This is a genomic window from Kitasatospora sp. NPDC057512 (assembly GCF_042802135.1).
Taxonomy (GTDB): domain Bacteria; phylum Actinomycetota; class Actinomycetes; order Streptomycetales; family Streptomycetaceae; genus Kitasatospora.
Genome location: NZ_JBHVET010000163.1, coordinates 1 through 12840, shown reverse-complemented (window position 1 = coordinate 12840; position 12840 = coordinate 1). Strand labels below are relative to the sequence as shown.

Annotated in this window: 10 protein-coding genes; 4 read left to right on the top strand and 6 right to left on the bottom strand. The window is 72.0% G+C overall.

The window, feature by feature from the left end; all coding sequences use genetic code 11:
- Positions 1–84: 84 nt before the first annotated feature.
- From ACFU6K_RS13810 to ACFU6K_RS13795, 4 genes are all read right to left on the bottom strand, one after another.
- Positions 85–1110, bottom strand: a complete 1026-nt coding sequence (locus ACFU6K_RS13810) for a rod shape-determining protein (RefSeq protein ID WP_049648984.1) — start codon at positions 1108–1110, stop codon at positions 85–87.
- A gap of 333 nt (positions 1111–1443) precedes the next feature.
- A complete protein-coding gene (gene ndk, locus ACFU6K_RS13805) occupies positions 1444–1857 on the bottom strand; it encodes a nucleoside-diphosphate kinase (RefSeq protein ID WP_049648947.1) in 414 nt (137 codons plus the stop codon).
- 108 nt (positions 1858–1965) lie between these two features.
- A complete protein-coding gene (locus ACFU6K_RS13800; RefSeq protein ID WP_380662906.1) occupies positions 1966–2316 on the bottom strand; it encodes a DUF4233 domain-containing protein in 351 nt (116 codons plus the stop codon).
- Position 2317: 1 nt separating this feature from the next.
- A complete protein-coding gene (locus ACFU6K_RS13795) occupies positions 2318–3709 on the bottom strand; it encodes a bifunctional folylpolyglutamate synthase/dihydrofolate synthase (RefSeq protein ID WP_380662905.1) in 1392 nt (463 codons plus the stop codon).
- Between the two features lie 184 nt (positions 3710–3893).
- On the opposite strand from ACFU6K_RS13795, the gene ACFU6K_RS13790 reads away from it, so the two are divergent.
- The 3 genes from ACFU6K_RS13790 (at position 3894) to ACFU6K_RS13780 (ending at position 8235) form a co-directional block, all read left to right on the top strand.
- Positions 3894–5327: a glycosyltransferase family 2 protein gene (locus ACFU6K_RS13790; RefSeq protein ID WP_380662903.1), complete on the top strand. Its 1434-nt coding sequence runs from the start codon at positions 3894–3896 to the stop codon at positions 5325–5327.
- A gap of 49 nt (positions 5328–5376) precedes the next feature.
- The gene (gene wecB, locus ACFU6K_RS13785; protein ID WP_380662908.1) at positions 5377–6528 is read left to right on the top strand and encodes a non-hydrolyzing UDP-N-acetylglucosamine 2-epimerase; all 1152 of its coding nucleotides are present in this window, start codon (positions 5377–5379) and stop codon (positions 6526–6528) included.
- Between the two features lie 165 nt (positions 6529–6693).
- The gene (locus ACFU6K_RS13780; RefSeq protein WP_380662902.1) at positions 6694–8235 is read left to right on the top strand and encodes a chitinase; all 1542 of its coding nucleotides are present in this window, start codon (positions 6694–6696) and stop codon (positions 8233–8235) included.
- A 31-nt stretch (positions 8236–8266) separates the two neighbouring features.
- Here ACFU6K_RS13780 and ACFU6K_RS13775 read toward each other — a convergent pair whose 3' ends face one another.
- Together ACFU6K_RS13775 and ACFU6K_RS13770 are read right to left on the bottom strand one after the other, a co-directional pair.
- Complete coding sequence (locus ACFU6K_RS13775) at positions 8267–8791, bottom strand: hypothetical protein (protein ID WP_380662900.1); 525 nt, start codon at positions 8789–8791, stop codon at positions 8267–8269.
- Positions 8792–9101: 310 nt separating this feature from the next.
- Positions 9102–11741: a valine--tRNA ligase gene (locus ACFU6K_RS13770; protein ID WP_380662898.1), complete on the bottom strand. Its 2640-nt coding sequence runs from the start codon at positions 11739–11741 to the stop codon at positions 9102–9104.
- A gap of 190 nt (positions 11742–11931) precedes the next feature.
- On the opposite strand from ACFU6K_RS13770, the gene ACFU6K_RS13765 reads away from it, so the two are divergent.
- Positions 11932–12795, top strand: a complete 864-nt coding sequence (locus ACFU6K_RS13765; protein WP_380662897.1) for a hypothetical protein — start codon at positions 11932–11934, stop codon at positions 12793–12795.
- Positions 12796–12840: the final 45 nt, after the last annotated feature.

The following is a 12840-nucleotide window of genomic DNA, read 5'->3' as shown; positions in this document are numbered from 1 at the left end:
CCGCCCGGGGCTGTGGGGCCCGGGCGGCGGCCCGTTCAGTCGAGTGTCGGATGTGACGTGTGGTGCCGGTGCCGCGGCGACCTGTCAACGACGCGGCGAAGCGTCGAGTACCTGCTGGAGCGCCTCGAACTCCTCGACGCACTTGCCGGAGCCGAGCGCGACGGAGTCGAGCGGGTTCTCCGCGATGTGGATCGGCATGCCGGTCTCGCGGCGCAGCCGCTCGTCCAGGCCGCGCAGCAGGGCGCCGCCGCCGGTGAGCACGATGCCCCGGTCCATGACGTCGCCGGCCAGCTCGGGCGGGCACTGGTCGAGGGTGGTCTTGACCGCGTCGATGATCGCGTTGACCGGCTCGTCGATGGCCTCGCGGACCTCGGCGGCGGAGATGACCACGGTCTTGGGCAGACCGCTGACCAGGTCGCGGCCGCGGATCTCGGCGTGCTCGTCCTTCTCGCCCTCCAGGCCGAAGGCGCTGCCGATGCTCATCTTGATCTGCTCGGCGCTGCGCTCGCCGAGGAGCAGCGAGTACTCCTTCTTGATGTGCTGGACGATCGCGTTGTCCAGCTCGTCGCCGGCGACCCGGATGGACTGGGCGGTGACGATGCCGCCGAGGGAGATCACGGCGACCTCGGTGGTGCCGCCGCCGATGTCGACGACCATGTTGCCGGTGGCCTCGTGGACGGGCAGGCCGGCGCCGATCGCGGCGGCCATCGGCTCCTCGATGATGTGCACCTGGCGGGCGCCGGCCTGCGAGGAGGCCTCGATGACGGCGCGGCGCTCGACGCCGGTGATGCCGGAGGGCACGCAGACCACGACGCGGGGGCGGGCGAGGTAGCGGCGGCGGTGGATCTTGAGGATGAAGTACCGCAGCATCCGCTCGGTGATCTCGAAGTCGGCGATCACGCCGTCCTTGAGCGGGCGGATGGCGACGATGTTGCCCGGGGTGCGGCCGATCATCTTCTTGGCCTCGGCGCCGACGGCGAGGATGCCGCCGGTGTTGGTGTTCACCGCGACGACGGACGGCTCGTTCAGAACGATGCCCTTGCCCCTGACGTACACCAGCGTATTGGCTGTTCCGAGGTCGATCGCCAAGTCGCGGCCGATGAACGACAGGTTGCTCGCCATGGGGTGTGGGTGCCTTCCCGGGCTCGGAGTTCATAGGGGGGGTGGACGAATGCGCGCGTCCACGCGTGGGCGGAGAACAGCTGAGCTGCCTTACCGGGCCCTTGAGTCGCGTCCATCGTAGCCACGCCACTCGGTGCGGACGTCGGCGTGGGGCATACCGTCCATTGTCCGGGGCGTGATCGCATCTCCGAGGATTGGGACGCCGTGTCGGCGCCGCCAGTTCCCTATTTCACGATAAGAATGCCCCGGCCGGGCCAATGGTCCCGACCGGGGCGGTACGAACGTCCCCCCGGGCGTGTCGCCCGGGTCCTGCTCGCCGGATCAGGCGTGCGCGGGGAAGAAGATCTTGATCTCGCGCTCGGCGGACTCCGGGGAGTCGGAGGCGTGGATCAGGTTCTCGCGGGTGATCGTCGCGTAGTCGCCGCGGATGGTGCCGGCCCCGGCCTCCAGCGGGTTGGTGGCGCCGGCCAGCATGCGGATGCCCTTGACGACCTCCTCGCCCTCGACGATCAGCGCGATCGACGGGCCGGTGGTCATGAACTCCAGCAGCGGCTCGTAGAACGGGCGGCCCACGTGCTCCGCGTAGTGCTGCTCCAGCGTCGCCCGGTCGAAGGTGCGCAGCTCGATGGCGGCGAACCGCCAGCCGGCCTTGCGCTCGATGCGGCTGATGATCTCGCCGGCCAGGCCGCGGCGGACGGCGTCGGGCTTGAGCAGGACGAGAGTGCGCTGGGACACGGTGCGTCTCCTGGGGATTCGGTTCGGCAGACAGTCGGGTCGACAGGCGGCGCCGACAGGGCAGAGATTACCTTGCGTACACGGCGTGTCGGTCCGCCGGTCCGGGCCTCAGGCCTGTACGGCGGCGGCCTCCGCGGCGGCCCTGGCGGCCTTGAACGCGTCCACCTTGCGGCCGTAGTGCACCGAGCACCACCACAGGCCGGCGAAGACCACGCCGAGGACGAACATGGTCGGCAGCACGAAGCCGCCGGCGATCAGGCCGATCTGCAGCGCCCAGCCGATCTGCACCGCGCCGGGGCGGTCGATCATGCCGCAGAGCAGGACGCACAGCGCCATCGCGATGCCGCTGACCGTCCAGATCTCCGCGGTGGAGACGTCGGAGAGCCGCATCGCGACCAGCGCCGCGAACAGAACCAGCAGCGCTTCGCCGATCAAGGTCGAGGAGCAGAGCGTCCTCATGTCACTTCCTCCCGAGCAGCAGGCGGGCCTCGCCCACCGTGATGACCGAACCGGTGACCAGCACCCCGGCGCCGCCGAGGTCGCCCTCCTCCTCGGCGAGGGTGACGGCGGCGGCGATGGCGTCGTCGAGCCGGGGCTCGACCTGGACGCGGTCCTCGCCGAAGACCTCGACGGCGAGGGCGGCGAGCGCGTCGACGTCCATCGCGCGGTGGGTGGAGTTCTGGGTGATGACGACCTCGGCCAGGATCGGCTCGAAGGCCTCCAGCACGCCGGCCACGTCCTTGTCCCCGGAGGTGCCGATCACGCCGACGAGCCGGGTGAAGCCGAAGGACTCGGTGAGCGCGGCCACGGTGGCGCGGGCGCCGTGCGGGTTGTGCGCGGCGTCCAGGACGATCGTGGGGCTGCGGCGGACGACCTCCAGGCGGCCCGGCGAGGAGACGCCGGAGAAGCCCTGGCGGATCTTCTCCACGTCCAGCTGCCCGCCGCGCGCGCCGCCGACGCCGAAGAAGGCCTCGACCGCGGCCAGGGCGAGGGCCGCGTTGTGCGCCTGGTACTCGCCGTGCAGCGGGATGAAGACGTCCTCGTACTCCTCGCCGCCGAGTCCGCGCAGCGTCACCAGCTGCCCGCCGACGGCGAGTTCACGGCGGATCACGCCGAACTCCATGCCCTCGCGGGCGACCGTGGCGTCCACCTCGACGGCCCGGCGCAGGATGTTCTGGGCGGCGTCCAGCTGCTGCTGGGCGACGACGGCGACGGCGCCGGGCTTGATGATCCCGGACTTCTCGACCGCGATCTCACCCGGGGTCTCGCCGAGCTTGTCGGTGTGGTCCAGCCCGATCGGGGTGATCACGGCGACGGCGGCGTCGATGACGTTGGTGGCGTCCCAGGAGCCGCCCATGCCGACCTCGACCACGGCGACGTCCACCGGGGCGTCGGCGAAGGCCGCGTAGGCCATGCCGGTCAGCACCTCGAAGAAGGACATCGGCACCGGCTGCGCCGCGTCGACCATCTGCACGTAGGGCTCGATGTCGCGGTAGACCTCGACGAAGCGCTCGGGGGTGATCGGGGCGCCGTCCAGGGTGATCCGCTCGGTGACGGACTCCACGTGCGGGCTGGTGTAGCGGCCGGTGCGCAGCTCGAAGGTGTTGAGCAGCTGCTCGATCATCCGGGCGGTGGAGGTCTTGCCGTTGGTGCCGGTGATGTGGATGGAGGGGAAGGACCGCTGGGGCTGGCCCAGGATGTCCATCAGCGCCTCGATCCGGTCGAGCGAGGGCTCCAGTTTGTTCTCCGGCCAGCGCTTGGAGAGCTCCACCTCGACGTCGCGCAGGGCGTCGCCGGTGCCGCCGTCGGCGGGGCGGATGGTGTACGGGTTCGGGTCGGCCTTGTCGCTCACGTCCACAGTCTACGGAGCGCTGGCGGGTCCTCCTCACGGGGTGAGAACGACCACTTTGCCCGTTCTTTCCCATGATCAGCTAGTTTCCTCCCTTTACTATTGATTTAGCGATTTGAACCGCAATGAAGCATCGATTCGCAGCCGATAGGAGCCTTCAGCCTTTGATCACTGGGAGCACTGCACCATGCCCGACGCCCTGCACGAGTGGATCGTGCTTCGCCAGGACGCCGTCGTCTGGGTCGCCGGACTGATCTCCCTGGCGCTCGTCGGCTACATGGCCCTCGTCTTCGGACGCTTCCTCGTGTACTGGGCGGGCTCCCGCCACGCCTTCCGGCACGGCCGGCCCGCCGAACCCGGCGACCCCGCCGCCTTCCAGTGGCACCTGGTGATCCCCTGCCGCGACGAGGAGGCCGTGGTCACCCAGACCCTGGACGGCCTGCGGACCAGCGCGCCCGAGGCCCACCTGTGGGTGATCGACGACGACAGCGAGGACGCCACCCGCGACCTGGTGCTCGCCGCCGCGGCCCGCGACCCGCGGATCCACCTGGTCCAGCGCCGCCGCCCGCACGCCCGGATCGGCAAGGGCGCCGCCCTCAACGCCGCCTACCGGGAGATCTCCGCCCGGCTGCCCGAGGGCACCGACCGCTCCCGGGTGGTGATCGGCGTGGTCGACGCCGACGGGCAGCTCGACCCCGGCACCCTCGCCCAGGTCTGCAACCCCAAGGCCCTCGGCCGGCCCGACACCGGCGCCGTCCAGATCGGCGTCCGGATGCGCAACGCCGACGACGAGCTCCCGCTGCCCGGCCGCGGCCGGGCCGCCAACGCCCTGGCCCGCGCGCTGGTGCGGATGCAGGACGTCGAGTTCCAGGCCACCAACACCGGCATGCAGCTGCTGCGCCGCCGCACCGGCAGCGTCGGCCTCGGCGGCAACGGCCAGTTCGTCCGGCTCACCGCCCTCGACTCGCTCACCGCCGAGGAGGGCCGGGCCGGCCGCCCCTGGCCGGAGCGCGCCCTGCTGGAGGACTACGAGTCCGGCCTCGACCTGCGCCTGGCCGGCTGGCGGCTCACCCACGTCACCGAGGCCCAGGTCTCCCAGGAGGGCCTGATCTCGCCGCGCCGCTTCCTCACCCAGCGCACCCGCTGGGCCCAGGGCAACATGCAGTGCCTGCGCTACACCGGCCGGGTGCTGCGCTCCCCGCACTACACCGCGGCCGGCAAGGCCGAGGTGCTGTACACCTTCCTCCAGCCGGTGGTCTGCGTGCTGCTGGTGCTGCTCTTCCCCCTCTCGCTCGGGATCACCGGCGCCGGGCTGGTGCTCTTCCCGGAGGAGACCGCCGAGTTCCAGCTCAGGTTCGGCCCGTGGATGCTGCTCGCCTTCGTGCTCGCCACGCTGCCGATGGTGTTCTGGGGCTTCGCCTACCGCCGGGCCGTCCACCCCGACCGCGGCCGGCTCACCGGGCTGCTCTGGGGCGTCCTGGTCTGGCTCTACGCCTACCACCTGTTCGTGGTCGCCACCCGGGCCGCGGTCCGGATGCTGCTCGACCGCAACGGCTGGGCCAAGACCCGCCGCAACGCCGAGAAGACCGCCCTCGGCGCCCCCACCGCGCTCGAGTCCTGAGCCCTCCCCGCCTCGCCCCTCCCCCACGCCACCGGAGCCCCGCATGAGCATGTGCCTGCCCCCGTCCAGCGTCGCCGTCGTCCTCGGCACCCGCCCCGAGCTGGTCAAGCTCGCCCCGCTGATCCACGAACTCGGCGACGCCACCCGGCTGGTGCACACCGGCCAGCACTGGGACGAGGCGATGTCCGGCCGCTTCCTGCGCGACCTCGACCTGCCCGAGCCCGAGCTGCTCACCGGGGTCGGCGGCCGCCCCCGGGCCGGCCAGATCGCCCAGTCCCTCGGCCAGTTGGACGCCGCCTTCGCCGCGGACCGCCCCGCCGCCGTGGTCGTCCAGGGCGACACCAACGCCACCCTGGCCGGGGCGCTGGCCGCCAACGCCCGGGAGATCCCGCTGGTCCACGTCGAGGCCGGGCTGCGCAGCTTCGACCGGGCGATGCCCGAGGAGCACAACCGGGTGATGGTCGACCACGTCTCCGACCTGCTCTGCGCCGCCACCGGGGAGAACGTCGCCAACCTGCGCGCCGAGTCGCTGGCCGAGGACCGGATCGAGCTCACCGGCAACACCGTCGTCGAGGTGGTCCGCCGTCAGCTGCCGGACGAGGCCGCCCGCGCCGCGCTGCTCACCGCGCACGGGCTGCGCCCGGACGGGTACGTGCTGGCCACCGTGCACCGCCCGGAGAACACCGACACCGCCGAGGCGCTCGGCGCGGTGCTCGCCGAGCTGGACCGGATCGCCCGCGCCGGCACCCCGGTGCTGTTCCCGATGCACCCGCGCACCCGGGCCGCCGTCGAGCGCTTCGGCCTGGACGGCCTGCTGGAGCGCCTCGCCGTCACCGGCCCGGTCGGCTACGGCGACTTCCTGGGCCTGGCGTGCCACGCGGCGCTGCTGGTCTCCGACTCCGGCGGCGTGCAGGAGGAGTGCACCGTGCTCGGCCGCCCGCTGCTGGTGGTGCGCCGCTCCACCGAGCGCCCGGAGGCGGTGGCGGCCGGCTTCGCCGCGCTGGTGCGGCCCGGCGAGGAGCTGGGCACCCTGGCCCGCGCCTGGCTCTCCGACACCCCCGAGCGGCTCGCCCGGCTGGCGGCCACCCCGAGCCCGTACGGCGACGGCCTGGCCTCGGCCCGGATCGCCGCGCTGACCACGGCACTCGCCGGCCCGGCCGGCGGGCAAGCGGGCGGACAGGCCCTACCGCTGGCCGCCTAGGTCCTCTTGACAGCAGAATTGGTCTACTCCACCTTGTGAGGCAAGTCTCCGTTCCCGACCGGGACTTGAGTTGTCGGTAGCTCCCGCACGCGCACCATCGACACCCCGGACGGCGCTCCTCCCCCACGAGGCGCCCGCCGGGCCTCCCCCACTGGAGACGGAGTCATGCCACCTGCCCGACACCGGCGCCCGCGCGCCGTCCACTCCCTGCTCGCCGGAGCGAGCGCCCTGGTCATCGGCCTGGGCGGACTCGTCCTGGTCGGCGGCACCGGCGCGCACGCCGCCGACACCGACCTGATCGCCAACGGCGGCTTCGAGACCGGGGACCTGTCCGGCTGGACCTGTTCGAGCGGTACGGTCCAGCGCACCACCGTCCACTCCGGCACGTACGCCCTGCAGTCCGCCCCGGCCGGGGGCGACACCGGCGAGTGCGCCCAGACCGTCCCGGTGAAGCCCTCCTCCGCGTACACCCTGAGCTCCTGGGTGCAGGGCTCGTACGTCTACCTGGGCGCCCGCGGCACCGGCGGCACCGATCCGAGCACCTGGACCCCCGGCACCGGCGGCTGGACCCAGCTGACCACGAGCTTCACCACCGGCCCGAACACCACCAGCGTCACCGTCTACCTGCACGGCTGGTACGGGCAGCCGGCCTTCGCCGCCGACGACGTCTCGCTGCTCGGCCCCGGCGGACCGCAGCCGTCACCGAGCCCGACGGCCACCGCCACCGCCACCGCCACCGCCTCACCGAGTCCGACGGCCACCCCCACCGACAGCGGCACGCCCACCCCCACCTCCACCGGCAAGCCGCCGGACCTGCCCAAGCACATCCTCACCGGCTACTGGCAGAACTTCGACAACGGCGCCACCGTCCAGCGGATCAGCGACGTCCCGGCCGCCTACGACATCATCGCGGTCTCCTTCGCGGACGCCACCGCCACCCGCGGCGGCCTGAGCTTCACCCTCGACCCCGCGCTCTCCTCCCGCCTCGGCGGCTACACCGACGCCCAGTTCAAGGCCGACATCGCGGCCAAGCGGGCGGCCGGGAAGCGGGTGGTGCTCTCCATCGGCGGGCAGAACGGCACGGTCTGGGTGGGCGATTCCGCCTCCGCCGCGACCTTCACCAGCACCGCCTGGGCGCTGATGCAGAGCTACGGCTTCGACGGGATCGACATCGACCTGGAGAACGGCATCAGTTCCACCTACATGGGCCAGGCGCTGCACGCCCTGGCCGCGAAGGCGGGGCGCGGATTCATCCTCACCATGGCGCCGCAGACGATCGACATGCAGTCGACCGGCATGGAGTACTTCAAGCTGGCGCTGAACGTGAAGGACATCCTCACCATCGTCAACATGCAGTACTACAACTCCGGCGCGATGAACGGCTGCGACGGGAACGTCTACTCCCAGGGCACCGAGAACTTCCTCACCGCGCTGGCCTGCATCCAGCTCAAGGGCGGGCTGCGGCCCGACCAGGTGGGCCTCGGGGTGCCGGCCTCCACCAGCGCCGCGGGCGGCGGGTACCTCGCCGCCGGCACCGTCAACAACGCGCTGGACTGCCTGGCCTCCGGCACCAACTGCGGCAGCTACAAGCCGGACACCACCTGGCCGGGCATCGGCGGCGCGATGACCTGGTCGACCAACTGGGACGCCAAGGCGGGCAATCCGGTGGCCGGCACCATCGGCTCGCACCTGCACGCCATGCCGTAACCGGCGCGGCCGGTCTGCCGGAGGCCCGGGTTCAGACCCCGGCCCGGGCCTCCGGGACGTGCGCGGCACCGCCGTGCCGACGGCGCAACTCGGCCGTGATCTCGGCCAGTTCACCGTCGGGCAGCAGCGGCAGCATCATCGCGACGCCCTGCAGCAGACCGCCGAGCAGGAAGGTGGTGTCGGGCGTCGCGGCCACCAGGCCGCGGACCTCGGCCACCTCGCCGGCCGCCACCGCCTCGATCAGCTGGGCCGCGCTCGCGGTCTCCTCGTCCACCTCGACCCCGCCGGTGTCCTCCGGGGCGCGCCGGGCCATCGCCCGCAGCACCCGGTCGCCGACCTCGGGGGCGTACGCCTTGCGGACGGCCTCGGCGGCGATCCAGGTGAGCAGGGTGGTCACCTCGCGCTCGGCGTGCTCGGCGAACAGCAGGTCCAGCTCGTGGTCGAACGCGATCTGGTTGCCGTGCCGGAACGCGAGCAGCAGGGTCGCCGCCCTGGCCTTGGCCTCCTCGACCGCCTCCAGAGGCAGTTCGTCGGCCAACTCCTCGGTCACCACCACGCCATGCCCTCCCGTCCGTCGCTCAGCAGGAACGCTCAGCGGAAACGCCCATTCGGAAACTCCGTGCACACGGTACACAGCGGACCTGCAAACTTCCGCGAACCCGCGCGGGCAAGACCGGAATCAATTCGCTCGGAATAGGACCTCACCCGGTCGCAGGATGATAATTCGCCGGAAGGGAGCAATGTTCCTGGGCTATTTGGTGTAAGGAAAGCGGCCGGGAGGCCGAACCAGAACCGGGACCCGGAAAACGCCGAGGGGCCGCACCCCGCGCGTCGCGGAGTACGGCCCCTTCGGCGGGACGGGCGGCTCAGCCCTGCGGCAGCGCCGCGAGCTGGGCGGTGATCCGGGCGATGTCGGCCTCGGCGGCCTCCTGGCGGCCCCGGATCTTGGCGACCACCTCGTCCGGCGCCTTGGCGAGGAACGCCTCGTTGCCGAGCTTGGCGGTGGTCTGGGCCTTCTCCTTCTCGGCGGCCGCGAGGTCCTTGGCCAGGCGCTTGCGCTCGGCCGCGACGTCGATGGTGCCGGAGAGGTCCAGCGACACGGTGGCACCGGCGACCGGCAGCGAGGCGGTGGCCGCGAAGCCCTCCTCGGGCGCGGTCAGCCGCAGCAGCGAACGGATCGCGTCCTCGTGGACGGCGAGCACGGTGCCGGCCAGCTCCAGCTGGGCCGGGACGCGCTGCGCGGGCTGCAGGCCCTGGTCCGAACGGAACCGGCGGACCTCGGTGACCACCTGCTGCAGCGTGGCGATCTCCGACTCGGCGGCCGCGTCGCGGTAGCCGCTGTCCTTCGGCCACTCGGTCACGACCAGCGACTCGGCGCCGGTCAGCGCCGTCCACAGCGCCTCCGTGACGAACGGGACGACCGGGTGCAGCAGCCGCAGGGTGACGTCCAGGACCTCGCCCAGCACCCGGCGCGAGGCGTCCGCCTGCGGACCGCCCTTGGCCAGGGTGGTCTTGGAGAGCTCGACGTACCAGTCGAAGACCTCGTCCCAGGCGAAGTGGTACAGCGCGTCCGTGGCCTTGGCGAACTGGTAGTCCTCGTACAGCCCGTCCACCTCGGCGACGGTGGCGTTCAGCCGCGACAGGATCCAGCGGTCGACCGCGGTCAGCTCCTCCGGCGCGGGCAGCGGGCCCTCGACGGTGGCGCCGTTCATCAGCGCGAAGCGAGTCGCGTTCCAGATCTTGTTGCAGAAGTTGCGCGAGCCCTTGACCCAGTCCTCGCCGATCGGCACGTCGGCGCCCGGGTTGGCGCCGCGGGCCAGGGTGAAGCGGACGGCGTCGGCGCCGTAGGCGTCCATCCAGTCCAGCGGGTCGACCGCGGTGCCGGAGGACTTCGACATCTTCTTGCCGAACTCGTCGCGCACCAGACCGGTCAGGGCGACGGTCTTGAACGGCGCCTCGCCGTCCATCGCGTACAGGCCGAACATCATCATCCGGGCGACCCAGAAGAAGATGATGTCGTGGCCCGTCACCAGGACGTCGGTCGGGTAGAACTTCTCCAGGTCCGCGGTCCGCTCCGGCCAGCCGAGCGTCGAGAACGGCCACAGGCCGGAGGAGAACCAGGTGTCCAGGACGTCCGGGTCCTGGTGCCAGCCCTCGCCGGTCGGCGGCTGCTCGTCCGGTCCGACGCAGACGACCTCGCCGTCGGGGCCGTACCAGACCGGGATCCGGTGGCCCCACCAGAGCTGGCGCGAGATGCACCAGTCGTACATGTTGTCGACCCAGTCGAAGTAGCGGCGCTCCAGCTCCTTCGGGTGGATCTCCACCTTGCCGTCGCGGACGGCGTCGCCGGCGGCCTTGGCCAGCGGCTCGACCTTGACCCACCACTGCAGCGACAGCCGCGGCTCGACCACGGTGTGGCAGCGCGAGCAGTGGCCGACCGCGTGCATGTACGGACGCTTCTCGGCGACGATCCGGCCCTGCTCGCGCAGCGCGCCGACGACGGCCGAGCGGGCCTCCAGCCGGTCCATGCCGAGGAAGGGGCCGTGCACGGTGATCGCACCGCGCTCGTCCATGACGGACAGGTTGGGCAGGTCGTGGCGCTGGCCGATGGCGAAGTCGTTCGGGTCGTGCGCGGGCGTCACCTTGACGGCGCCGGTGCCGAACTCCGGGTCGACGTGCTCGTCGGCGACGACCGGGATCTCACGGTCGGTCAGCGGCAGCTTGATGGTCCGGCCGACCAGGTGCTTGTAGCGCTCGTCCTCGGGGTGGACGGCCACCGCGGTGTCGCCCAGCATCGTCTCGGCCCGGGTGGTGGCCACGATGATCGAGTCGTCGCCCTCGCCGTAGCGGATCGAGACCAGCTCGCCCGGCACCTCCTCGTGCTCCACCTCGATGTCGGACAGCGCGGTGAGGCAGCGCGGGCACCAGTTGATGATGCGCTCGGCGCGGTAGATCAGGCCGTCGTCGAAGAGCCGCTTGAAGATGGTCTGGACGGCCTGGGACAGGCCCTCGTCCATGGTGAAGCGCTCGCGCGACCAGTCCACGCCGTCGCCGAGCCGGCGCATCTGGCCGAGGATGCGGCCGCCGTAGCTCTTCTTCCACTCCCAGACCTTCTCGACGAAGGCCTCGCGGCCCAGGTCGTGCCGGGACAGGCCCTCCTCGGCGAGCTGCTGCTCGACCTTGTTCTGGGTGGCGATGCCGGCGTGGTCCATGCCGGGCAGCCAGAGCGTCTCGAAGCCCTGCATGCGCTTGCGGCGGGTCAGCGCGTCCATCAGCGTGTGCTGGAAGGCGTGGCCCAGGTGCAGGACGCCGGTGACGTTCGGCGGGGGGATGACGATGGTGTACGCGGGCTTGTCGCTCTTCGCGTCCGCGGTGAAGTAGCCACGGTCTACCCAGCGCTCGTACAGCTCGCCCTCTACGTCCGCGGGGGTGTAGGTCGTCGGGAGGGTCGCTGCTTCGTCCCCGGCAAAGGTGCTCACGGGGCGCTGGTTCGTCGTGTCGGTCACGACGCACAGTTTACGTAACCGGGGGGTGGGTCACGAACCGCTTTCCGGTCCGGGGCCCGGGCGCGGACCGGGCGGGTCCCGGCCCGGCGCCGTGCGGTAGCGTGCCCGGGCACTCGTCCGGTGGACCGGACGGGCACGGACGACCGGACACACGACAGGCCGCGGGTGCGGCGGGGGAGCACGGACGCAGATGTACGGCCAGGGACAGCAGTACCCGCAGGGACAGCCGCAGCCGTACGGGGGGCAGCCGCCGTACGGCCCGCCGCCCCAGCAGCCCTACGGCGCGCCCCCGCCCGCGTACGGCCAGCCGCAGTACGGCCAGCCCCAGCACCAGTACGGCCAGCCGCCGTACGGCCCGCCGCCCCAGCAGCCGTACGGCGTGCCCCCGCAGGCGCCGTACGGCCAGCCGGGCTACCCGCAGCCGCAGCAGCCCGAGCGCAAGGGCAAGGGCGGCCTCGTGATCGGGCTGGTGGTCGGCGCCCTGGTGCTGGGCGGCGGCGGCTTCGCCGCCTGGAAGTTCCTCGGCGGGAGCGACCAGGGCGGCCGGTACCGGATGTCCGCCCCGGACACCATCCCGGACGGCTACTCGCAGAAGTCGGCCGAGGACAAGGCCGTCGACCCGAACAAGCCGGAGGCGGCGGACTTCGGCAAGGACCTCCACGTGATCGCGGCCAGCTACAGCCGGGGCACCGACCTCGACACCTTCACGGTGCTCGGCGTCTACGGGAAGCTCAACGACCCCGGGAAGATCATCGCGGACGCCAAGAAGAACACCGGCGACGACGACGTCACCTGGACCACCCCGCTGACCGACTTCCCGGCCCGCGACTCCAGGAACTCCTCCGCGAAGCTCTCCTGCGGCGTGGCCGGGATCGCGGGCAAGCCCGGTCCGGCGGTCTGCGTGTGGGCGGACAGGTCCACCACCGGCCGGGTCACCTTCAGCAAGCTGAACGTGAACAGCCACGGCCAGCTCACCGGCGGCCAGGAGACCACCCTGACCCAGGCGGCCGACCAGACCAGGGCGATCCGCGACGCCATGGTCGTCGCCAAGTAGCACGCACGCCACGAGGAGGGCCCCGCACCGGATCCGGTGCGGGGC